Source organism: Streptomyces sp. NPDC003300, assembly GCF_040610915.1.
GTDB lineage: Bacteria > Actinomycetota > Actinomycetes > Streptomycetales > Streptomycetaceae > Actinacidiphila.
On the sequence record NZ_JBEXNE010000001.1, the window covers coordinates 43237 to 63056 of the forward strand.

Here is a 19820-nt window from a genome sequence, read left to right on the forward strand (position 1 = left end):
CGAGGCCGGTGAGCCTCGGTGGGCGATACTGGGATCGAACCAGTGACCCCTTCGGTGTGAACGAAGTGCTCTCCCGCTGAGCTAATCGCCCGGGACGCCTCGAACCATACAGCGCGACGGGCCCGCCGTTCAAACCACATGCGCGGCGTCGGCGGCGAGGCGCGCGAGCAGCCCGTGGCGTCCGCCGCGCATCATCAGCGCGTGGTTGGCGAGGAAGAGCGGGCGGCAGGGGACGGCGAGCAGCCGCATCAACGGCTTGCGGACGACGACTTCCTGTTCGTACAGCAGCCGGGTGCGGGTCCCCGGGAGGCCGCCCGGCGTGATCGTCCAGCGGAACCAGCCCTCCAGGTCGCCGGTCATCGCGGCTTCCAGGACCCGCGTACTCGGGTCGTGCCGGACGGATCTGGCGCTGACGACGAGGTCGTACGGGAGGAGGGAGCGGAAGCGCAGCATGCCGGTGGTGTCGCCGGTCTGCCGCACCTCGCGGATCTGGGGCCACCAGACGGGGTAGTCGTCGGGCCGTTCCAGCACCCGGTAGACGGCGTCGGGGTCCGCGTCGAGCTGCCACGTCCTACGGAATCGGTAGTGACTCCAGTCCATACCGCAAGTGTGCGCGATCGAATCCGCGTACGGCGCGGGAACGCAAAGGATCCCGGGGAGCGGTGTGGAAACCGGTCCCCGGGATCCTCGAATCCGGTGGGCGATACTGGGATCGAACCAGTGACCCCTTCGGTGTGAACGAAGTGCTCTCCCGCTGAGCTAATCGCCCGGACGCGTGGACAACTTTACCGCACGTGGGAGGGGCCTCGGACCAGGCTCCCGAGGGCCCGCGACGGGCGCGCGGGGCCTAGCTGTCGGCCCAGGGCGTGTCGAGGCCGAACTGCCACAGGTAGCACCCGGCGAGTCCGGCCAGGGCGAGCACGGCGGCGGTGGTGAGCAGCAGATTGCGCCGCCGTACGCGGGGGTCCAGGGCGGCCCTGGCAGCGTCGGCGACCTTGCGGCGGGTCCAGCGCAGGACGCGCTGGGCCCAGGCGAACTCGGTGGCCCAGATCGCCATGCCGCCGAAGATCACCACCCAGCCGGGGCCGGGCAGCGGGAGCAGGACGACTCCGCCCGCGACGACAGCGAGGCCGACGAGGAAGACGCCGACCCGCCAGGACTGGTGCAGCAGCCGTGACTTCCTGATGAAGCCGGGGGCCCGTGACCCCAGCCGCGAATCCTTGGCCACGGCTCCGCCGGACTCGTCACTCTCCGCAGTCATACCGACAATTTACCCGACCGGCGTTCGTCACCGAAATGGCTGATCGGCCCGTCTCGGGACTAGGCCGGACGAGGTACCAGAAGCCTCACAAACCCCTCAGAGGGGTTTACAACGTCCTCGCAGGTGGCATGTCGATTTCGCCGACGTGCGAATCCCCGAGCGCACACTGAGCGAAAGGCCCTGGCGCTTATGAACACCACGGTCAGCTGCGAGCTGCACCTGCGCCTCGTTGTGTCGAGCGAATCCTCACTGCCTGTACCCGCGGGCTTGCGGTACGACACGGCCGATCCGTATGCCGTGCACGCCACCTTCCACACCGGAGCCGAAGAGACGGTCGAATGGGTGTTCGCCCGCGACCTGCTCGCCGAGGGGCTGCACCGCCCCACCGGCACCGGAGACGTCAGAGTCTGGCCGTCCCGCAGCCACGGTCAGGGCGTCGTCTGCATCGCCCTCAGCTCCCCCGAGGGCGAAGCGCTGCTGGAAGCACCGGCGCGGGCCCTGGAGTCCTTCCTAAAGCGGACGGACGCCGCGGTTCCGCCGGGCACCGAGCATCGTCACTTCGACCTCGACACCGAGCTCTCCCACATCCTCGCGGAGAGCTGAGACCCAGCCCGTCACCGCAGTCCGCGGCCGTCCTACTCGGGGGGACGCCCGGACCCGACCAGCGGAGCCGGACGCTCGCGCCCGGCCCGGCCGCCTGTCATCTCGACACGACTTCGCACGCGATTTCGCTCATGACATCGCTCGTGACGTCGCTCGCCGCGACACGCACGACACCGTCACCCGTCGCGTACGTGACACGCACGACAGCCGTCTCCGTGGGGCCTGCACCCCCACGGCGGCGGCTTTCGCGCGCTAGAGTCACCGGAACGCAGCCGACCGATCACGCCGGCAGGGAGCAGTTCCGTGCTGATCAACCATGACACCAGGTGCGCGCTCGACAGCGTCGTCGACCTCGTCAACACCGCGCCGCAGATCGAGGGCCGGGAATCGCTCGCGGACGTCGCGGACCTCCGCGGCTTCGTGGAGCGCAACCAGGTCAGCGAGGTCGGACGGCTCGACGAGCGCGACCTCACCGCCGTCCACGCCGTACGCGCCCGCTTCACCGCCGTCTTCGGCGCCGCCGACAACGCGACGGCCGCCACCATGCTCAACGCGATGGTCGCCGAGGCGGGCACCACGCCGCGGCTGACCGACCACGACGGCTACGACTGGCACGTGCACTACTTCGCGCCGGGCGCCTCGCTGGCCGACCACCTCGCCGCGGACTGCGGCATGGCGCTGGCCTTCCTCATCGTCGCCGGGGAACGCGACCGGCTGCGGCGGTGCGACGCGCCCGACTGCCGCCGGGCCTTCGTCGACCTGTCCCGCAACCGCTCACGCCGCTACTGCGACAGCCGCACCTGCGGCAACCGGCTCCATGTGGCGGCCTACCGGGCCCGCCAGCGCGAGGCGAGCGCCTGAGCGCGGGCGGCACGAACAGCCGACCGCGGACGCCGCCGCGTGCGTCCGCCCCCGGCCCGCGGCGTCAGAGCAGCAGCAGGTCGTAGATCGCGCCTGCCCCGAGCAGCCCTCCGATCACGCACAGGAACAGCATCAGCGGGGGCTGCGAGAGGGCGTACAGGCACCCCTGCGGCTCTCCCTCCCCCGCCCTCGCGGCGGGTTCACGACCCTCGGCGCGCGGGCCTGGAACGACGTTCTCGACAGTGGATTCGGCACGGTCCGGCCGCGGAGGGGAGAGACGATCCCCGGAGGTGGGCAGCACAGGCCGATGATCGCGCAGAGAACGATCACTCGTCTCCCAACACGCCAACTCCCAGGGGTGTTTCGGACCCCCACACCCGTTCGAAGAGGACCGTGCGGCGCACGCCTTTCCGGTCAGATACCGCGCCGCTTGAGGATCTCCTCGACGTCGGCGAAGTCGGACAGACCGCTGTCCGCCGAGGCGCGCCGTTTCGTGCTCGGGCGGGAGGAGGCGGGCAGCGCGGGGCTGGAGGCGCCGGGCACGGCCGCCGGGGGCTGCTGCCCCTCCTCGGGTCCGACGCGCGCGGCGATCAGCCGGGTGACGCCGTACAGCAGCACGGAGACGCCGATGACGCCGAAGCCGAGCCAGACGGTGGGCTTGAAGATCAGGTCGGCCGCCCAGTTGCCGGTGGCGGTGCCGATCTTGCGGCCGAGGGTCACGAGCCCCGCCATGGCCAGGCCGACCGGCAGCAGGGACACGGCGGCGATGCGGGTGGCCCGCAGATAGCGTCGGCGGTAGGCGGTCTGCACGGCGATGGCCAGGCCCGCGGCGGACAGGACGGCGCATAGGGCGGTGGTCAGCATCCCGAGGCTCCTGCGGCAGTTGCGGATGGCCCCGTGAGGTCCGGCCAAGGGCCCGCACGAGGTCGCGTCCTCCCATCCTGCCTCGACACGGGCGCGCGAGGCCACGGTGGGGGGCCGGGTTCAGGGGGATCTCGGGGGTGCCTCCTCCCCGAGTGGGAGACTTGGACCATGGATCAACCCTCCCCCGCCGTGCCGCGTCCCCCCGTACTCGAGGTCTGGTGCGAGCTCCAGTGCCCGGACTGCCGCACCGCCCTGGACGACGTCCGCGCGCTGCGCGAGCGGTACGGCGACACGCTCGACATCCAGCTCAGGCACTTCCCGCTGCCCAAGCACGCGCACGCCCTGGCCGCCGCGCAGGCGTACGAGGAGGCGTACGAGCAGGGCAGCGGCTGGCCGTACGCGGAGGCCGTGCTGGCCAGGGTCGAGGAACTGGACAGCCGCGGTGAGGCGCTGCTGGTCGAGGTGGCCCGCGATCTCGGCCTGGACGCCGACGAGGTGGACACCGCGCTGATCGACGGCCGCCACCTGCTGGTCGTCGACTCCGACGAGGCGGAGGGCAAGGCCATCGGCGTCACCGGCACGCCCACGTATGTGATCGGCGGCGAGCGTCTGGACGGCGGCAAGAGCCAGGACGGGCTGCGCGAGCGGATCACCGCCATCGCCGACCGCCTGCTGGCCGAGGCGGGCTCGGCCGTCCCCGGCCCCGGCCCGGCCACCGGCGACGACGCGCAGGTCTGCCGGATCCCCGGCCGCGACTAGACCGGCGCCGGGCCCATCGGGGTCGGGATCAGACGCGGGCAGCGGGCACGGGTCCGGGCTCAGACGCGGGCACGGTCCGGGCTCGGGTCCGGGCTACAGCAGCGGCTTCGTCAGGTGCCGCACCGTCGTGCCGTAGCCCAGCGACTCGTACAGCCGCAGCGCCGGTGCGTTGCCCGCGAAGACGTCGAGGGCGACGGCGGGGGCCCCGGCCTCCCGGCAGGCGTTCTCGGCGGCGAGCATGAGCGTACGGCCGTGTCCGCGGCCCCGGTGCGCGGTGTCGACCTCGACGGCCAGCACCCACGCGGGCGCGGCACGGTCGGCCTCGTCGTACAGCCGCAGCGCCACGCGGCCGACGGTCACACCGTCGTGCGCGAGGGCGTACAGCGCGGCGCCCGGAGTGTCCCGGCCGCGCGGCAGCACGTGGTCGAAGGCGGCGGCCTCGCGGGCCGCCGCCTGCTCGCGCGGCATGCCGCGGTCGACCAGCGAGGCGATGAACTCCTCCGCGCTGTGCGCCCGCCACGGCCCGTACTCGGCGGCGGTCAGCGGGCGGGTGCGGCTGCCGGGCGGCAGCGGGTGCGGCGGGGCGGGCTCGCGCAGCGGCTTGAGCATGCCGCGGGCGCGTTCGACGTAGCCGAGCGCGGTGGCCAGCCGCAGCCCGTACTCGGCCGCGGCCGGGACCGAGACCTCCGCCCGCGCGCAGCCCCACAGCCGCAGCACCTCCTCGGCGGCCAGCGCGGCCACGGTGCCGCGCCCGCGCCGCCGGTCCGGCTCGTCGACGGCCAGCGCCGCGATCCGCCCGGTGCCGGGGCCGAGCCCCGTTTCCGCGCTCAGCTCGACACCGCCAACCGGGCGGCCGTTGACGCAGACGGTGAAGGCGCGGGCGCGACCGCCGTCGGGCGCGCGCCGCTCCGGGCCCGCGGGTCTGAGGGTCGTCGTCATGGTCGCGCTCCCGGGATGTCGCCGTACCGATCGCATGGGGTGCCGGGTGACGTTCTACCGCGCCCGGCCGCCGCCGTGCCGGGACTTGGGGGACCTACGGGTTCGGATCGGCCGCCGCGCGCTCGGCGAAGATCCGCATGGCCTTGGCCGTGACGGGCCCCGGAGCGGCGGACAGCCGACGGTCGTCCGTCCGGTGCACGCCCTGCACATCGCGCAGCGACGAGGTCAGGAAGATCTCCTCAGCCCGGTCGAGGACGTCGAGCGGCAGATCGGTCTCCTGCGCGCCGGTCCAGTCGATCACCAGCTCGCGGGTGATCCCGGCCAGGCAGCCGGACGCCAGCGGCGGGGTCAGCAGCCGGCCGTCGAGGACGACGAAGACATTGGACCCGGTGCCCTCGCAGAGCCTGCCCCGGGTGTTGGCGAACAGCGCCTCGCTGGCGCCGTGTTCGTGCGCCCGCGCGAGAGCGACGACGTTCTCCCCGTAGGAGGTGGTCTTGAGCCCGGACAGCGCGCCCTTCTCGTTGCGCGCCCACGGGACGGTGACGACGGCGGTGGTGTCGGGGCGTACGGACGCCTCGCCGAGCGCCACGACCAGGGTGGTGCCCGCGTCGCCGCGGTCGGAGCCGAGCGGTGACGGGCCGCCGGTGTACGTGATCCGCAGCCGTCCGAGCGGCATCGGGTTCGCGGCGAGCACGGCGTCGCAGGCGCGGCGCACCTCGTCCTGGTCGGGCTCCGGCAGGCCGAGGCCGCGGGCGGACCTGGCCAGCCGCTCCAGGTGGCGGGTGACCGCGAAGGGCCGGCCTTCGACGGCCTTGAGCGTCTCGAACACGCCGTCGCCGACCGTCAGTCCGTGGTCGAACACCGACACGGTGGCGTCCGCGGTGTCCCGCAGTCCGCCGTCCACCCAGATCTTCACCGAAGCATCCCTCCGCTTGTCTCCTGGACTCCCGACGCTACCGCCAGCAGCCTGGCCGCCTTCAATTCGGTCTCGGCCCACTCGCCTTCCGGATCCGAACCCCAGGTGATCCCGGCGCCGGTGCCGAAGCGCAGCAGGGGGGCGCCGGGGCCCGTCCTGTCGATCCAGAACGTCCGGATGCCGACGGCCAGTTCACCGGTCCGCCGGTCGGCGTCGACCCAGCCGATCCCGCCGCAGTACGGGCCGCGCGGGGCGGTCTCCAGCTCGCCGAGCACCCGCAGCGCGCTCGACTTGGGCGCGCCGGTGACCGAGCCGGGCGGGAAGGCGGCGGCGAACAGCTCCGGCCATCCGGCGTCGGGGCGCAGCTCGCCGCGGACGGTGGAGACCAGGTGCACCAGGCCGGGGTGCGGCTCGATCGCGCACAGCGCGGGCACGGTCACCGAGCCGGTGGCGCAGACCTGGCCGAGGTCGTTGCGCACCAGGTCGACGATCATGACGTTCTCTGCGTGGTCCTTGGGCAGCAGCTCGTCCGCGGTCCGCGCGGTGCCCTTGATCGGCCCCGACTCGACCGTCGCGCCGTCGCGCCGCAGGAACAACTCGGGCGAGGCGGTGGCGATCTCGACGCCGTGCGCGGGCAGCCGAATCGTTCCGGCATACGGGGCCGGGTTGCCGCGGGCCAGGACCGCGGACAGCGCGTCGATGTCCGGGCCGCCGTACCCGCCCCGGCTCTCCGCCTCGGGCAGCGGCGCGGTCAGGACCCGGCAGAGGTTGACCTGGTAGACCTCTCCGGCCGCGATGCGCTCGCGGATCGCGCGCACCCCGGCCACATAGGCCGCGCGGTCCAGCGAGGAGGTCCACGCGGCGGGGTCGGGGCCGCGCCAGGGGCGGGTCCGGGGTGTGGAGGGGGCGGGGTCGCGGCGTACGTCGCCGAAGCGGGCGCAGACCGTACGGCCCTCGAAGTCGGCGGCGACCGCCCAGAAGCCCGTGGAGTCGAGCGCGCTCAGGTCCGCGGTGACATCCCGCAGGTCGGAGGCGACGAGGCCGCCGAAGCGGGCCATGGGGGCGAGGTCACGCACGGGGCTTCCCTGGTGGACGGCGAGTGGACGACGGGAGGGCCGAACCGGTGCTCGGCGGCAGGTGGAGCCGAGTCTAGGCGGGGCGCCGTCGCGGTGCTCCGCCGGTCATGCGCCCGTCATTGGCCCGGCACGCTGCGGAAACCAGTTTTTGAGCTTGACCGGGAATCCGCTAGAGTTCACCACGTCGCCGGGACACGAGAGTGCCCCGGAGCTACGGCGCCTGCGGACGTGGCTCAGTTGGTAGAGCATCACCTTGCCAAGGTGAGGGTCGCGAGTTCGAATCTCGTCGTCCGCTCGACGTGGGGGATCTTCCCGAACCCCCGCTGTGTTGGTGGAGTGGCCGAGAGGCGAGGCAACGGCCTGCAAAGCCGTCTACACGGGTTCAAATCCCGTCTCCACCTCCAAGGACGATTAGCTCAGCGGGAGAGCGCTTCCCTGACACGGAAGAGGTCACTGGTTCAATCCCAGTATCGTCCACTGGACCCCACAGGGTCCTGGAGAAAGATCCCGCGCGATTAGCTCAGCGGGAGAGCGCTTCCCTGACACGGAAGAGGTCACTGGTTCAATCCCAGTATCGCGCACGCGTCATCAGCACCATCCGCGTCACCCGCACGACCGAGGACGATTAGCTCAGCGGGAGAGCACTTCCCTGACACGGAAGGGGTCACTGGTTCAATCCCAGTATCGTCCACGCGCAGGACACCGAGGGCCGGAAGCGATCGAGCTTCCGGCCCTCGGTCGTGCGGGTCCCTCGGCGGTGCGGGTCCACTCGGCCGTGCGGGTCCACTCGATCGCGGGAGGACCGCCTCCGTCGTCGGGATCGGGGGCAACTGGCCCCGGAAAAGCGCAATGCCCGGGTATCTCGCGATACCCGGGCAAACGCAGTCGTCCGCCGTACCCCCGTCCCCACGGGGTTCACCGGTATGTCCCCGGCCCGGACCGCTCTTCCGGGCCTGGGGCGTTGTGTCAGCGCCCCATCAGGCCGGCTACGGACGACGCTTGTGTGACCACCGCGTCCACTCCACCGAAGAAGTAGGCGAGCAGCGCTGCCAGCGGCAGCACCATGGCCGCCGCCACCAGCGGATGCCGGGTGCCGGTCGGACGGGCGCCGACGATCAGCGCCCTGCCGCCGCGCACGGCACGCGCGGTGCGTTCCACCGTGTTCGCCATGGCCCTCTCCAGAGGTGTGGTGTGGTCAGATCTTCTGTTGTCAGATTTGGGGCGGCGGACGTTTGACCTCGGGGGACGAGTGCTTCGCCCGCCGCTTGACCTCAACATTAGGGGCGCGACGGCGGCCGGTCGTCATGCCCTCGTACCCCTTTACCGGCCTCCCGGAGGATGACGGCGAGCGGCCCGGATACTCCCCTGGGTGGAGGAGGCGACCTAGGTCACCAGGGGTATCCCGGAGGGGACACCGGGCCGGAGGGGCGGCTTTTCCTGAGGAGGGTCCGGGACCGCGTCGGTAGCCGGCGGGGTGACAGGGCGGTGACGGGGTCGGGCGACGGCGCGGTGACGGGGCGGTGCTCAGCCCGCCTGCTCGACCTCGCGCGGTACCGGCTGCTCCACCAGGGCGAGCACTCTGGTGGACATGAAGCGGGCGGTGCGGACCACCGTCCCATTGCGGGTGACTTCACTCACTTCCACGACACCTCGGCGCACCGCCGTCTCCACTCTGCGGCCCGCCCGGGTGGCGATGACCTCATAGGTGCGGGTGGTGTCCCCCGCGTCGACGACTATCTCCACACGATCACCTTTCACGGCGTCATTCCCCCTTGGCAGACGGTCCGTTGGCGAAGCGGGCGCGGTGCTGACCACCCGTCGGACGGGCGCGCTCCCGCCTCTCAAGGATCCCACCGGGCACTGACAATTAGCGTCCGCGCGCCTGCGGGGCATCAGCGCGCGGGGGGACTTGAGTCCGTAAGCTGTGGGCGGCCGGCCCAGCGGCCGGTCAGTTCAGTGGAGTGGGGCCTCCCCCACCGGAGGCAGGGGACGGACGGACATGGCGATGATGCGGCTCCGGCGCGAGGATCCGCGGGTCGTCGGCGCGTTCCGGTTGCACCGGCGGCTCGGGGCGGGCGGCATGGGCGTGGTCTACCTCGGCGCGGACAAGCGCGGGCAGCGCGTCGCGCTGAAGGTCATCAGGCCCGAGCTGGCGGAGGATCAGGAGTTCCGCTCGCGGTTCGCCCGTGAGGTGTCCGCCGCCCGGCGGATCCGCGGCGGCTGCACGGCCCGGCTGGTGGCGGCCGACCTCGAGGCCGAACGCCCGTGGTTCGCCACGCAGTACGTGCCGGGGCCGTCCCTGCACGACAAGGTCGCCGAGGGCGGCACCCTGCCCGCCGCCGAGGTCGCCACGATCGGCGCGGCCCTCGCCGAGGGGCTGGTCGCCGTGCACGAGGCCGGGGTCGTGCACCGCGACCTCAAGCCGTCGAACATCCTGCTGTCCCCCAAGGGCCCGCGGATCATCGACTTCGGCATCGCCTGGGCGACCGGGGCCAGCACGTTGACGCACGTCGGTACGGCGGTCGGCTCGCCCGGCTTCCTCGCGCCCGAGCAGGTGCGCGGCGCCGCGGTCACCCCGGCCACCGACGTCTTCGCCTTCGGCGCCACCCTGGCGTACGCGGCGACCGCCGACTCGCCCTTCGGGCAGGGCAGTTCCGAGGTCATGCTGTACCGCGTGGTGCACGAGGAGCCGGATCTGACCGGCGTGCCCGACGCGCTCGCGCCGCTGGTCTACGCGTGCCTGGCCAAGGACCCCGAGGAGCGGCCGAGCACCGTGCAGCTCTCGGAACGGCTCGCCGAGATCGCCGCCCGCGAGGCCCGCGGGATCGGCGCGCCGCGCCGCGAGGGGCTGCCGAAGGCGGCCGGGCCGCGCCCGGAGCGGCCGACCGGCCGCAGGGCCGAGGAGTACGCGCAGCAGCACACCGAACGGCGGCCGGCCGGCGGGCCGACCAACGGGCGTACGGGTCCCGGTACCGCGCCCGGCCGCGGCAGCCGTACGGGCGGTGGCCAGGGGCCGCACGGCACCGGGGCCGGTGCCGGGGGGCAGGGCGGCGCCGGCACGTCCGGGGGGCGCTCCGGGTCGCGTACGCCGCCGCCTCGGCCGCCCGGCCCCCGGTCCTCCGGGACCCGCACCCCCGCCGCCCGGACGCCGACCGGGCGGCGTCCCGGTGCCAGCCCGAAGCGGCGCCTGTTGCGCCAGCGCGTCTTCGTCTTCGTCATCGTCACCCTTCTCGCGGCCGTCATCATCGCCGCCGCCCAGGGGTGCCACCGGCTTTCCCGCGGACTCGGCGTCCCGCCCACGGTCACCGTCTCGGCTTCCGCCGGGGATTCAGGCCCCTAGGGCTGCCGCCCGGGCGGCCCGATGTCGGCTTCCGTCCCGGCCGATCGCGCCGTTCCCCCGGGTGGGTGCCGCTTTTCGGCCGTGCGGACAGTCCCGGTCGGCCGTGGCTCGTCGCGCAGTTCCCCGCGCCCCCAGGTGGGTGCCACATTCCGCCGCGCGAACAGCACCGGTCCGTTGCGGTTTCGCGCGCAGTTCCCCGCGCCCCTACGGGGCCCCACCCGGCGTCGCGGAGACAGTCCCGCCATGACGTGGCTGGTCGCGCAGTTCCCCGCGCCCCCAGGTCAGTGCCACATTCCCGCCATGGGAACAGCACCCGCCCGCTGCGCTTGCCCGCGCAGTTCCCCGCGCCCCTACGGGGCCCCACCCGGCGTCCGGAGGGCGGGCTTTTGAGGGGCGCGGGGAACTGCGCGACCAGCCCACGCCGGGGCGCGGGTGAAGGACGGCAGGTACGAGCCCCGAAGGGGCGCGGGGAACTGCGCGACCGGCCCCCACCGGGGCGCGGGGAACGGCGCGGGGGGCCAGGGTGGGGCGGGGCTGTCTCCGCGACGGGATGTGGCACTCGCGCGGGCGTCCGTACTCGTGAAGCCTCCCCCGCAGGGGGGCTGGCGTGGGTGGGCGGACTTCGGCTAGGTTTCCAAGCGCTTGCTTAGTAGGCTCGGGCGATCGGAAGGACGCGGCGCATGACGACCACCACCGCGAAGGACGGCCTCGGCGAGGAGGAGCTGCGCCGACGGGCCAGGGCGCTGCTGGCGGCGTGGGAGCCGGGGCGGACGGAGCCGCTGGAGTTTCTGCGGGCGCGGTTCGACGCGGGGCTGGCGTGGGTGCACTTCCCCGAGGGCCTCGGGGGCCTGGGTGCGCCGAGGGCGGCGCAGGCGGCGGTGGACGCGGAGCTGACGGCGGCCGGGGCACCGGACAACGATCCCCGGCGGATCGGCATCGGGCTCGGCATGGCGGCGCCGACCATCCTGCGGTACGGCACCGAGGAGCAGAAGTCCCGCTTTCTGCGACCGCTGTGGACCGGCGAGGAGGTGTGGTGCCAGCTCTTCAGCGAACCGGGCGCGGGCTCGGACCTGGCCGGGCTGCGGACGCGGGCGGTCCGCGACGGCGACGAGTGGGTCGTGGACGGCCAGAAGGTCTGGACGTCGAGCGCCCACACCGCGCGCTGGGCGATCCTCATCGCCCGTACCGACCCGGATGTGCCCAAGCACCGAGGGATCACGTACTTCGTGTGCGACATGACCGACCCCGGCGTCGAGGTGCGTCCGCTGCGGCAGATCACCGGGGAGGCCGAGTTCAACGAGGTGTTCCTCAGCGGGGTGCGGATTCCCGACGCGCACCGGCTCGGCGAGGTCGGCGACGGCTGGCGGGTCGCGCAGACCACGCTCATGAACGAGCGGGTGGCGATCGGCGGGCAGAGCCTGCCGCGTGAGGGCGGCATGATGGGCCCCGTCGCCGCGACCTGGCGCGAGCGGCCCGAGCTGCGGACGCCGGAGCTGCACGACCGGCTGATGCGGCTGTGGGTGGACGCGGAGATCGCGCGGCTCACCGCCGAGCGGGTCCGCCAGCAGCTCGTGTCCGGCGCGCCGGGCCCCGAGGGCTCCGGGCTCAAGCTGGCCTTCGCCCGGCTCAACCAGCAGATCAGCGGCCTTGAGGTGGAACTCCTCGGCGAGGACGGCCTGCGCTACGGCGACTGGACGATGGTCAGGCCGCGCAGTGTCGACTTCTACGGCCGCGACGCGGGCTACCGCTATCTGCGGGCCAAGGGGAACTCGATCGAGGGCGGCACCTCCGAGATCCTGCGCAACATCGTCGCCGAGCGGGTCCTCGGCCTGCCCTCCGAGCCCCGCACCGACAAGGACGCCGCCTGGAAGGACCTCCCCCGATGACCGCCGCCTCCGCCCCCTCCCCCGGCCCCGCCGACCTCCTCTACTCCGAGGTCGAGGACGACCTGCGGGCCGCCGTGCGCGACGTCCTCGCCGACCGCTGCCCGCCGACGGCCGTGCTGGCCGCGATCGAGACCGACACACCGTACGACCCGGCGCTGTGGCGGGTGCTCGCCGCCGAACTCGGCCTCGCCGGGCTGCTGGTGCCGGAGAAGCTCGGCGGCCAGGGCGCCACCGCGCGGGAGGCCGCCGTCGTCCTCGAAGTCCTGGGCGGCGGCGCCGCGCCCACGCCCTTCCTCGGCAGCGCCGTCCTCGCCACCACCGCGCTGCTCGGCTGCGACACCGAGGACGCGGGGACGGCGGCGCTGCTCGGCCGCCTCGCCGCAGGCACGGCCACGGCGGCGCTGGCCGTCCCGCTGTCCGCCGCTCCCGGCGGTGCCTTCCCCACAGCGGTACGCGCCGACGCGGGCGGTCTGCTGACCGGCCGTGTCACCAGCGTCGTGGAAGCCCTCGTCGCGGACGTGCTCGTCGTCCCCGCCGTCGGCCCGGAAGGCCCGGGGCTCTACGAGGTCGCGGCGGCCGACGTCCGTACCGTACGGCCGGTCTCCCTCGACCTCACCCGGCCGCTCGCCGATCTGGAGCTCTCCGGCGCCGCCGGGCGTCTCCTGCCCGCCGCAGACCCGGCCGCCGCGCTGGACCGCGCCCTGCTCACCGGCGCCGGGCTGCTCGCCTCGGAACAGCTCGGCATCGCCCAGTGGTGCCTGGACGAGACCGTCCGCTACCTCGGTGAGCGCCACCAGTTCGGGCGCGTGGTGGGGTCCTTCCAGTCGCTCAAGCACCGGCTCGCCGACCTCTGGCTCGAGGTCGTCTCGGCCCGCGCCGCCGCCCGCTCCGCCGCCGACGCCCTGGCCACCGGCGCGCCCGACACCGCCGTCGCCGTGGCCGTCGCGCAGTCGTACGTCGCCGCCACGGCCGTCCACGCCGCGGAAGAGGCCCTTCAACTGCACGGCGGCATCGGCATGACGTGGGAGCATCCGCTCCACCTCTACCTCAAGCGCGCCAAGGCGGACGAGATCGCCCTCGGCACACCGGGGTACCACCGCGCGGCGCTGGCCTCTTTGGTGGGGCTCCCGCCCCGCCCGTGAGGACGCCCGCCCGTGGGCGCGCTGGGGGTGCCCCCGGCGCGCCTGAAGACCTGGCCCCGGCCGCCGCCCCGCGCGGCTACAGCCTCGTGGCGTAGAAGGCGACGGCCGACGCGGCGGCGACGTTGAGGGAGTCGACGCCGGGGGCCATCGGGATGCTGACCCACTCGTCGGCGGCGCGCAGGGCGTCCACGGAGAGGCCGTCGCCCTCGGTGCCGAGCATGAGGGCGAGTTTGGGGTAGCGGCGGGCGGCCAGTTCGTTGATGGTGATCGACTTGTCGGCGAGGCAGAGCGCCGCGGTGACGAAGCCCTGCTGGCGGAAGCGTTCGATGTCCTTGGGCCAGGAACTCAGACGGGTCCAGGGGACTTGGAGGACGGCGCCCATGGAGACCTTGACGGCGCGCCGGTAGAGGGGGTCGGCGCAGCGCGGGGAGAGGAAGACGGCGTCCACGCCGAGGGCGGCGGCGCTGCGGAAGGCGGCGCCGAGGTTGGCGTGGTCGACGATGTCCTCGAAGATCGCGACGCGGCGTCCGGCGCCCTGGGCGGGGGCGGCGGCGAGCAGGTCCTCGGCCGTCGGCAGCGGCTTGCGCTGCATGGAGGCGAGGGCGCCCCGGTGCACGTGGTAGCCGGTGACCTGCTCCGCGAGGTCGGGGCTGACGGCGTAGACGGGAGCGGGCACCTCGTCGATGACATCGCGCATGACGTCCACCCACTTGGCGGACAGCAGCATCGAGCGCATGCGGTAACCGGCGTGCCGGGCCCGCCTGATGACCTTCTCGCCCTCGGCGATGAAGAGACCTTCGGCGGGTTCGCGACGACGCCGCAGGTCCACGTCGGTCAGCGACGTGTAGTCGTGCAGGCGCGGGTCGTCGGGGTCGTCGATCGTGATGAGCTCAGCCACAGCCTGATACTGCCCTGTCCTCCGGCACCTGCCAACGGCGCATCCACAAGCCGTTCACCGGCCGGTACGGCCCTGTGCGACGCCGCCGCCCACGGTGACCACGTCGCCGATCACGATCACGGCGGGGGGACGTACGCCTTCCGCTTCCACGACGTCCGCGACGGTCGCCAGCGTGGCGTCCACCCGGCGCTGCGCGGCCGTCGTGCCCTCCTGCACCACGGCCACGGGTGTGTCGGCGGACCGGCCGCCCGCCACCAGCGTCGCCGCGATCGGGCCGATCCGCTCGACCGCCATCAGCAGCACGAGGGTGCCGCGCAGCCGGGCCAGCGCCGTCCAGTCGACCAGCGAGCGCGCGTCGTCGGGCGCGACATGGCCGCTGACCACCGTGAACTCGTGGGCCACACCCCGGTGCGTGACCGGGATACCGGCCGCGCCCGGCACGCTGATGGAGCTGGAGATGCCGGGTACGACGGTGACCGGGACACCGGCCGCGGCCAGCGCCTCTGCCTCCTCCATACCGCGCCCGAAGACGTACGGGTCGCCGCCCTTGAGCCGGACCACGGCCTTGCCCGCCCTGGCGTGCTCGATCAGCGCGCTGTTGATGGCCTCCTGGGCCATCGCCCGGCCGTACGGGATCTTCGCCGCGTCGATCACCTCGACGTGCGGCGGCAGTTCGTCCAGCAGGTCGCGCGGGCCGAGCCGGTCGGCGATCACCACGTCCGCCTCCGCCAGGAGGCGGCGTCCGCGCACCGTGATCAGGTCCGGGTCGCCGGGGCCGCCGCCGACCAGCGCCACGCCCGCCGTCCGCGTCCGGTGGTGCGGCGCCACCAGCGTGCCGTCCCGCAGCCCCTCGACGACCGCGTCCCGTACCGCCGCCGACCGCCGGGGGTCCCTGCCGGTCAGCACCGCCACCGTCACGCCCTCCGAACGGCCCGTCGCGGGCGTCCACGCCGTGGCCGCCTCCGCGTCGTCGCTGCGCACGCACCACACCCGGCGGGCCTCCGCCTCCGCGGACGCCGCCGCGTTCGCCGCCGCGTCGGTGCTCGCCACCAGGGCGTACCAGGCGCCCTCCAGGTCCCCGTCCTCGTACGGCCGCCGCTCCCAGCGCAGCTCGCCCGCGTCGGCCATCGCCTCCACCGACGGCGTCGCCGTCGGCGACACCACCACGATGTCCGCCCCCGCCGACACCAGCGCCGGAAGCCGCCGCTGCGCCACCTGGCCACCGCCGACCACCACGACGCGCCGTCCGGCGAGGCGCAGCCCTACGGGGTACGCCGGGGCGTCCTTGCGATCCATGCGGTCCGGCTCCTTCTCAACGGTTTCCACTGCGTGCGGCGATCCTACGTTTCGGCCCCGGCACCGGTCGGCCCCACCGTGCCCGGCCGCGCGCTTCCCCCCGCCCCTCCGGGACGCGTCCTCTTCCGCAGAAGGGTGAGCCGTCCTTCTTGGGGGCGCGGGGAATCGCGCGGCCGACCACGACGCACCGCCACTGTGCACGCCACAACGGGCGGCACCCCCTCGGGGCGCGGGGAACCGCGCGCTCGGCCAGGACGCACCGCGACTGTGCACGCCACAGCAGGCGGCACCCCCTGGGGCCACGACCGCACCGCCGCGGCGCATGCCGCCGTCAGCGGCGCCCCCTCCGGGGAGGAGGAACAGGGCCCGGGGAGGGCCTGAGCTTCAAGCGGGGGCACCCCGTGCGGGGGCTACCCCTTCTCGGTGACGCCCGCCGCGTCGAAGGTGGCGACTTCGTGCATGACGCGCGCCGCGCTCTGGACGAGGGGCAGGGCGAGCAAGGCCCCGGTGCCTTCGCCGAGGCGGAGGTCGAGGTCGACGAGGGGCCGCAGCCCCAGCGTGGTGAGCGCGGCGACATGCCCGGGCTCGGCGCTGCGGTGCCCGGCGATGCAGGCGGCGAGCACCTCGGGGGCGATGGCGCGAGCGACCAGGGCGGCGGCACCGGCGCTGACGCCGTCGAGGATGACGGGGGTACGGAGGGCCGCGGCGCCGAGCAGGAGCCCGACCATGGCGGCGTGTTCGAGACCGCCGATGGCGGTGAGGACGCCGATGGGGTCGCCGGGGTCGGGCCGGTGCAGGTCGAGGGCGCGCCGGACGACCTCGACCTTGCGGGCGTGCATCTCGTCGTTGATGCCGGTGCCGCGCCCGGTGACCTCGGCGGGGTCGACGCCGGTGTAGACGGCGATGAGGGCGGCGGACGTCGTGGTGTTCGCGATGCCCATCTCGCCGGTGAGCAGCGCCTTGTTGCCCGCGGCGACGAGGTCGCGGGCGGTCTCGATGCCGACCTCGATGGCGCGCAGCGCCTCTTCGCGGGTCATCGCGGGCCCCGCGGTGAAGTCGGCGGTGCCCGCGCGGACCTTGCGCGGCAACAGCCCCGGGGTGCTGGGCAGTTCGGAGGCGACGCCGACGTCCACGACGCAGACCTCGGCGCCGACCTGGTTGGCGAAGGCGTTGCAGACGGCGCCGCCGCCGAGGAAGTTGGCCACCATCTGCGCGGTGACCTCCTGCGGCCACGCGGTGACGCCCTGGGCGTGCACCCCGTGGTCACCGGCGAAGATCGCCACGGCCGCGGGCTCGGGAATCGGCGGCGGGCACTGCCGCGAAAGCCCGCTGAGCTGCGCGGAGATGATCTCCAGCATGCCCAGCGCGCCCGCCGGTTTCGTCATCCGCTTCTGCCGCTCCCACGCCTCGCCGAGCGCCTTGGCGTCCAGCGGGCGGATGCCGCGCAGCGTCTCTTCCAGCAGGTCGTGCGGCTCCTCGCCGGGCAGCGCGCGGTTGCCGTACTCCTCGTCGTGCACGACCCACGACAGCGGGCGGCGCTGCGACCACCCGGCCTGCATCAGCTCGGGCTCGTCGGGGAATTCGTCGACGTACCCGACGCACAGGTAGGCGACGACCTCCAGGTGCTCGGGCAGGCCGAGCTCGGTGACCATCTGGCGCTCGTCGAAGAAGGAGACCCAGCCGACGCCGAGTCCTTCCGCGCGGGCGGCGAGCCACAGGTTCTCCACGGCGAGCGCGGAGGAGTACGGCGCCATCTGCGGCTGCGTGTGGCGGCCGAGGGTGTGCCGGCCGCCGCGGGTGGGGTCGGCGGTCACCACGATGTTGACCGGGGTGTCGAGGATCGCCTCGATCTTCAGCTCGCGGAACTGCCGCGCCCGGCCCTTGGGGAGCGACTTGGCGTACGCCTCCCGCTGCCGCATGGCCAGTTCGTGCATCTTCTCGCGGGTCTTCGCCGACCTGATGACGACGAAGTCCCACGGCTGCGAGTGCCCGACGCTGGGCGCGGTGTGCGCCGCCTCCAGGACGCGCAGCAGCACGTCGTGCGGGATCGGGTCGGACCGGAAGCCGTTGCGGATGTCTCGCCGTTCGCGGATCACCCGGTGCACGGCGTCCCGGACGGCGGGCTCGTACGCCTCCGCCGCGGGCCCCTGCTGCGGGACGACCGCGACCGGCAGCGGCTGGGCCTCTTCGGCCTCGGCGGCGACCGGCTCGGGGGCAACGGGCTCCGCGACGACCGGCTCCGCGACGACGGCCTCGGGGGCGGCCTCGGGTACGGCCTCCACGGGCGCGGCCTCGGCTTCGGGAGTCGCCTCGGGCGCGGTCTCGGCCGACTGCGCCGGAGCAGCGGCCTGTTCCGGTACGTCCGCCGGTTCCGGCACGGCGACCGGCTCGGCCGCGGCGGGCGCGGGCGTCCCCTCGGCGGGCGTCTGCCGGACGGCCTCCACGGGTACGGCTTCCACGGGCGCGGCCTCGGCCGGTGCCGCTTCCACCGGTACGGCCTCGGGCAGCGGCGCCGGAGCCTGTACGGCCGCCGACGGCTGCTCCTCGGGCGCGACGTGCGGCGCCTCCTGCTCGACCGGGGCCGCGGGCGCGGCCTGCTCGGGAGCGGGCGCGTACTCGGCTGCGGCGGGCTGAGCGGGCGGCACGGGCCGGACCGGCTCGACGGCCATGGGCTGCGCCACGGCCTCGGGCTGCGCCACGGCCTCAGGTTGCGCGGCGGGTTCGGGCTGCGCGGCGGGTTCGGGGACGGCCACCGGCGCCGGGGCCTGGGCCGGGACGGCGGCGACCGGGGCGGCGGCGGCCGGAGCCGCGGTCTCCTCCGGCGCGTCGTCGGGCGCGAGGAACGCGCGCAACGGGTCGGCGGGCCGCGGCGGGACGACGCTGTCGGCGTGCGGGATCAGCGACGGCTGGGAGGCGGCGGGGGCGGCGGGCCAGCCGCCGACCTGCTCGGCGCCCGCCGTGCCGGAGGCGGGAGTCCGGTCCGCGGCCTCGCCGGTCTGCTGGGCGGGGATGCCGGAGGTGTCGTCCTGCGGCACGTCGAGGTATTCGGGGCCGGAGGTCGGCGGGCCCGAGGCCCGTACCGGGGTCTGCGCCGGTGCCTGGGCGTGCGCGGGACCGCGGTCAGCCAGGGAGCGTACGGAGACGCCCGCGCCGATGCTGTCGGGCATCGGCGGGCCCATGTGCAGCGGGCGGCGCGGCGCGGCGGTCTGGGCGGTCTGGGCGCCGGCCGGCTGCGGCACACCGGCAGACGGCATCGGGACCGCGCCCGTGTCGCCGGGGCCGGCGAACTCGGCGGCCGGGGCCGCGTGCTCGGTACCGGTGTCGAAGCCGTAGCCGGGCGCCGGATTCCCCGCGGCGGGTGTCGCGGCCTCGGACACGGGCGGCACGGCCGGGGGCAGCGCCTCGCCGCCCTGCTGGGCGGCCTGCTGGACGTCCTGGGGCAGGCCCTGCGGGAGCGGCTGCGGCGCGAGCACCGCCGCGTAGTCGATGGAGCCGGAGTCCCGGCCGCCCGCCTCGTGCGCGTCGGCGTGGGCCGGTACGGGCTGCGGCGGCACCGGCTGCGGGTCGCTCCAGGACCCCTGCGGGCCCGGCATGAGCAGCACGTCGTCCTCGTCGTCGATGCCCGCGCCGGGAGCGGCGGGCTGGTCGAGGTAGGTGTACGCGGGTGCGCCCTGTTCGTCGGGAAGCGGTTCCGCGCCCCAGCCGGGGACGGACGGCTGCGGTACGGCAGTGCCGGGAAGCTCGGAGTGCGGCTGGCGAACCGCTTCCCCGACTGCGTTCTCCGGCAGCCCCTCGCCGGGGATCCGACCGGTGTCCGTCATGCGTGCCCCTCGCCCATCGGTTTCGCTCCTTCCAGCGCTGCACCGCGCGCGGCCCGACCCCCTCACGCAAGAGAACGAGCGTGCGGAGCAGCGGGCACGTGAGCGCCGGACGCCGCGGTTCTCGACGACCCGTCAACGCACGACGACGGCACAACGAT

General features: G+C 74.3%; 18 protein-coding genes and 7 tRNA genes. 11 read left to right on the forward strand and 14 right to left on the reverse strand.

Features of this window, described 5'->3' with window-relative positions; all coding sequences use genetic code 11:
- Window positions 1–19: 19 nt before the first annotated feature.
- From ABZX65_RS00185 to ABZX65_RS00200, 4 genes are all read right to left on the reverse strand, one after another.
- A tRNA-Val gene (locus ABZX65_RS00185) sits at window positions 20–91 on the reverse strand.
- Window positions 92–129: 38 nt separating this feature from the next.
- Entirely contained in the window at window positions 130–600 is a 471-nt protein-coding gene (locus ABZX65_RS00190) for an SRPBCC family protein (RefSeq protein ID WP_355332571.1), read from the reverse strand.
- Window positions 601–697: 97 nt separating this feature from the next.
- Window positions 698–769, reverse strand: a tRNA-Val gene (locus tag ABZX65_RS00195).
- A 78-nt stretch (window positions 770–847) separates the two neighbouring features.
- On the reverse strand, window positions 848–1261 hold the full coding sequence (locus ABZX65_RS00200; RefSeq protein ID WP_355332573.1) for a TIGR02611 family protein: 414 nt from the start codon (window positions 1259–1261) through the stop codon (window positions 848–850).
- Window positions 1262–1450: 189 nt separating this feature from the next.
- Here ABZX65_RS00200 and ABZX65_RS00205 point away from each other — a divergent pair, with 189 nt between their 5' ends.
- On the forward strand, window positions 1451–1864 hold the full coding sequence (locus ABZX65_RS00205; protein WP_003959770.1) for an SsgA family sporulation/cell division regulator: 414 nt from the start codon (window positions 1451–1453) through the stop codon (window positions 1862–1864).
- Between the two features lie 303 nt (window positions 1865–2167).
- Window positions 2168–2725 (forward strand): CGNR zinc finger domain-containing protein, encoded by a 558-nt coding sequence (locus ABZX65_RS00210; protein WP_355332576.1) that lies wholly within the window; start codon window positions 2168–2170, stop codon window positions 2723–2725.
- A gap of 64 nt (window positions 2726–2789) precedes the next feature.
- Here ABZX65_RS00210 and ABZX65_RS00215 read toward each other — a convergent pair whose 3' ends face one another.
- Window positions 2790–3026 (reverse strand): hypothetical protein, encoded by a 237-nt coding sequence (locus ABZX65_RS00215; protein WP_355332579.1) that lies wholly within the window; start codon window positions 3024–3026, stop codon window positions 2790–2792.
- Between the two features lie 113 nt (window positions 3027–3139).
- Window positions 3140–3589, reverse strand: coding sequence for a hypothetical protein (locus ABZX65_RS00220; RefSeq protein ID WP_355332582.1), 450 nt, complete (start codon window positions 3587–3589; stop codon window positions 3140–3142).
- Window positions 3590–3757: 168 nt separating this feature from the next.
- Between ABZX65_RS00220 and ABZX65_RS00225 the strand changes: the two genes are divergently transcribed.
- The gene (locus ABZX65_RS00225; RefSeq protein ID WP_355332584.1) at window positions 3758–4348 is read left to right on the forward strand and encodes a DsbA family protein; all 591 of its coding nucleotides are present in this window, start codon (window positions 3758–3760) and stop codon (window positions 4346–4348) included.
- Window positions 4349–4441: 93 nt separating this feature from the next.
- Here ABZX65_RS00225 and ABZX65_RS00230 read toward each other — a convergent pair whose 3' ends face one another.
- The 3 genes from ABZX65_RS00230 to ABZX65_RS00240 all read right to left on the reverse strand — a co-directional run bounded on the left by ABZX65_RS00230 (window position 4442) and on the right by ABZX65_RS00240 (window position 7279).
- Window positions 4442–5287, reverse strand: a complete 846-nt coding sequence (locus ABZX65_RS00230) for a GNAT family N-acetyltransferase (protein ID WP_355332587.1) — start codon at window positions 5285–5287, stop codon at window positions 4442–4444.
- Window positions 5288–5381: 94 nt separating this feature from the next.
- Window positions 5382–6203: an aminodeoxychorismate lyase gene (locus tag ABZX65_RS00235; RefSeq protein WP_355332590.1), complete on the reverse strand. Its 822-nt coding sequence runs from the start codon at window positions 6201–6203 to the stop codon at window positions 5382–5384.
- A complete protein-coding gene (locus ABZX65_RS00240) occupies window positions 6200–7279 on the reverse strand; it encodes a chorismate-binding protein (protein WP_355332593.1) in 1080 nt (359 codons plus the stop codon). Before ABZX65_RS00240 ends, ABZX65_RS00235 begins: the two co-directional genes overlap by 4 nt.
- 222 nt (window positions 7280–7501) lie before the next feature.
- On the opposite strand from ABZX65_RS00240, the gene ABZX65_RS00245 reads away from it, so the two are divergent.
- The 5 genes from ABZX65_RS00245 to ABZX65_RS00265 all read left to right on the forward strand — a co-directional run bounded on the left by ABZX65_RS00245 (window position 7502) and on the right by ABZX65_RS00265 (window position 7970).
- A tRNA-Gly gene (locus tag ABZX65_RS00245) sits at window positions 7502–7574 on the forward strand.
- A 35-nt stretch (window positions 7575–7609) separates the two neighbouring features.
- Window positions 7610–7683: transfer RNA gene (locus ABZX65_RS00250), tRNA-Cys, on the forward strand.
- Window position 7684: 1 nt separating this feature from the next.
- Window positions 7685–7756: transfer RNA gene (locus ABZX65_RS00255), tRNA-Val, on the forward strand.
- Window positions 7757–7788: 32 nt separating this feature from the next.
- Window positions 7789–7860, forward strand: a tRNA-Val gene (locus tag ABZX65_RS00260).
- Between the two features lie 38 nt (window positions 7861–7898).
- A tRNA-Val gene (locus ABZX65_RS00265) sits at window positions 7899–7970 on the forward strand.
- Between the two features lie 275 nt (window positions 7971–8245).
- Here the strand turns inward: ABZX65_RS00265 and ABZX65_RS00270 are convergent.
- Both ABZX65_RS00270 and ABZX65_RS00275 read right to left on the reverse strand, forming a co-directional pair.
- Complete coding sequence (locus ABZX65_RS00270; protein ID WP_355332595.1) at window positions 8246–8449, reverse strand: hypothetical protein; 204 nt, start codon at window positions 8447–8449, stop codon at window positions 8246–8248.
- A 354-nt stretch (window positions 8450–8803) separates the two neighbouring features.
- Entirely contained in the window at window positions 8804–9037 is a 234-nt protein-coding gene (locus ABZX65_RS00275) for a hypothetical protein (RefSeq protein WP_188285447.1), read from the reverse strand.
- A gap of 241 nt (window positions 9038–9278) precedes the next feature.
- On the opposite strand from ABZX65_RS00275, the gene ABZX65_RS00280 reads away from it, so the two are divergent.
- The 3 genes from ABZX65_RS00280 to ABZX65_RS00290 all read left to right on the forward strand — a co-directional run bounded on the left by ABZX65_RS00280 (window position 9279) and on the right by ABZX65_RS00290 (window position 13647).
- Window positions 9279–10619: a serine/threonine-protein kinase gene (locus tag ABZX65_RS00280; RefSeq protein ID WP_355332597.1), complete on the forward strand. Its 1341-nt coding sequence runs from the start codon at window positions 9279–9281 to the stop codon at window positions 10617–10619.
- A gap of 680 nt (window positions 10620–11299) precedes the next feature.
- Window positions 11300–12505 carry an acyl-CoA dehydrogenase family protein gene (locus ABZX65_RS00285; protein ID WP_355332600.1) on the forward strand — a complete coding sequence of 402 codons (1206 nt, stop codon included), beginning with the start codon at window positions 11300–11302 and terminating at the stop codon, window positions 12503–12505.
- Window positions 12502–13647 carry an acyl-CoA dehydrogenase family protein gene (locus ABZX65_RS00290; protein WP_355332603.1) on the forward strand — a complete coding sequence of 382 codons (1146 nt, stop codon included), beginning with the start codon at window positions 12502–12504 and terminating at the stop codon, window positions 13645–13647. The genes ABZX65_RS00285 and ABZX65_RS00290 overlap by 4 nt, the downstream gene beginning before the upstream one ends.
- Window positions 13648–13723: 76 nt before the next feature.
- Here ABZX65_RS00290 and ABZX65_RS00295 read toward each other — a convergent pair whose 3' ends face one another.
- The 3 genes from ABZX65_RS00295 to cobT all read right to left on the reverse strand — a co-directional run bounded on the left by ABZX65_RS00295 (window position 13724) and on the right by cobT (window position 19662).
- The gene (locus ABZX65_RS00295; protein WP_355332605.1) at window positions 13724–14545 is read right to left on the reverse strand and encodes an RNA methyltransferase; all 822 of its coding nucleotides are present in this window, start codon (window positions 14543–14545) and stop codon (window positions 13724–13726) included.
- 54 nt (window positions 14546–14599) lie between these two features.
- Complete coding sequence (gene cobA, locus ABZX65_RS00300; RefSeq protein ID WP_355332608.1) at window positions 14600–15841, reverse strand: uroporphyrinogen-III C-methyltransferase; 1242 nt, start codon at window positions 15839–15841, stop codon at window positions 14600–14602.
- Between the two features lie 410 nt (window positions 15842–16251).
- Window positions 16252–19662 carry a nicotinate-nucleotide--dimethylbenzimidazole phosphoribosyltransferase gene (gene cobT / locus ABZX65_RS00305; RefSeq protein ID WP_355332611.1) on the reverse strand — a complete coding sequence of 1137 codons (3411 nt, stop codon included), beginning with the start codon at window positions 19660–19662 and terminating at the stop codon, window positions 16252–16254.
- Between the last annotated feature and the right edge of the window lie 158 nt (window positions 19663–19820).

Coding starts and splice junctions, on each gene's coding strand:
- ABZX65_RS00190 (WP_355332571.1), bottom strand. CDS start 600: ATGGACTGGAGTCACTACCGATTCCGTAGGACGTGGCAGCTCGACGCG.
- ABZX65_RS00200 (WP_355332573.1), bottom strand. CDS start 1,261: ATGACTGCGGAGAGTGACGAGTCCGGCGGAGCCGTGGCCAAGGATTCG.
- ABZX65_RS00205 (WP_003959770.1), top strand. CDS start 1,451: ATGAACACCACGGTCAGCTGCGAGCTGCACCTGCGCCTCGTTGTGTCG.
- ABZX65_RS00220 (WP_355332582.1), bottom strand. CDS start 3,589: ATGCTGACCACCGCCCTATGCGCCGTCCTGTCCGCCGCGGGCCTGGCC.
- ABZX65_RS00225 (WP_355332584.1), top strand. CDS start 3,758: ATGGATCAACCCTCCCCCGCCGTGCCGCGTCCCCCCGTACTCGAGGTC.
- ABZX65_RS00230 (WP_355332587.1), bottom strand. CDS start 5,287: ATGACGACGACCCTCAGACCCGCGGGCCCGGAGCGGCGCGCGCCCGAC.
- ABZX65_RS00270 (WP_355332595.1), bottom strand. CDS start 8,449: ATGGCGAACACGGTGGAACGCACCGCGCGTGCCGTGCGCGGCGGCAGG.
- ABZX65_RS00280 (WP_355332597.1), top strand. CDS start 9,279: ATGGCGATGATGCGGCTCCGGCGCGAGGATCCGCGGGTCGTCGGCGCG.
- ABZX65_RS00285 (WP_355332600.1), top strand. CDS start 11,300: ATGACGACCACCACCGCGAAGGACGGCCTCGGCGAGGAGGAGCTGCGC.
- ABZX65_RS00290 (WP_355332603.1), top strand. CDS start 12,502: ATGACCGCCGCCTCCGCCCCCTCCCCCGGCCCCGCCGACCTCCTCTAC.
- cobA (WP_355332608.1), bottom strand. CDS start 15,841: ATGGATCGCAAGGACGCCCCGGCGTACCCCGTAGGGCTGCGCCTCGCC.
- cobT (WP_355332611.1), bottom strand. CDS start 19,662: ATGACGGACACCGGTCGGATCCCCGGCGAGGGGCTGCCGGAGAACGCA.